At 69.6% G+C, this 728-nt stretch carries 1 pseudogene; it reads left to right on the top strand.

What is annotated here, in order from left to right:
- A pseudogene (locus tag ABD308_RS39510) lies at nt 1-728 on the top strand (IS5 family transposase); the annotation flags it as partial.

Genomic DNA, 728 nt, shown 5'->3' with positions numbered 1-728 from the left:
GAGCGCCTGGTGCCGGACGAGTTGTGGGAGCTGTTCCAGTTGGTTGTGCCCGAGGCGCCAACCCGGCCGCAGGGCGGTGGCCGGCGCCGGTACGGGGACCGGGAGGTGCTGGCGGCGATCGTCTTCGTCGCCACGTCGGGGTGCACGTGGGCCTAGCTGCCGCCCTGTTTCGGCCCGTCCGGACCGACCGCCCACCGGCGTTTCACCGAGTGGAGCAGGGCCAGGGTGTGGGCCAAGCTCCACCGGGTCATCCTGGACGAACTCGGCACGCTCGGCGAGCTGGACTGGTCGCGGTGCGCGGTCGACTCGGTGAACATGCGCGCCCTGAAAAAGGGGAGCTGACAGGTCCGAATCCTGTCGATCGGGGCAAGTACGGGTCGAAGATCCACCTGCTCACCGAACGTACCGGTTTACCCCTGTCACTCGCGATCTCCGGGGCCAACGTCCACGACAGCCAGGCCCTGATCCCGCTTGTCGACGCCATCCCACCGATCCGCTCACGGCGCGGCCCGAGACGACGCAGACCCGGCAAGCTGCACGGCGACAAAGCCTACGACCACCGCTTCATCCGCTCCTACCTGCGCCGCAGGCAGATCCCCGCGCGCATCGCCCGCCGCGGGATCGAAGCCTCCAACCGCTTGGGCCGACACCGCTGGGTGATCGAACGCACCGTCGCCTGGCTCGGCGGCTTCCGCCGACTCCACCGCCGCTACGAGCGCAAGGCCGAT

This window comes from Kitasatospora putterlickiae (genome assembly GCF_039527695.1).
Classification (GTDB): domain Bacteria; phylum Actinomycetota; class Actinomycetes; order Streptomycetales; family Streptomycetaceae; genus Kitasatospora; species Kitasatospora putterlickiae.
The sequence above is the reverse complement of the archived record's forward strand: the minus strand, read 5'-3'. Positions and strand labels throughout refer to the sequence as shown.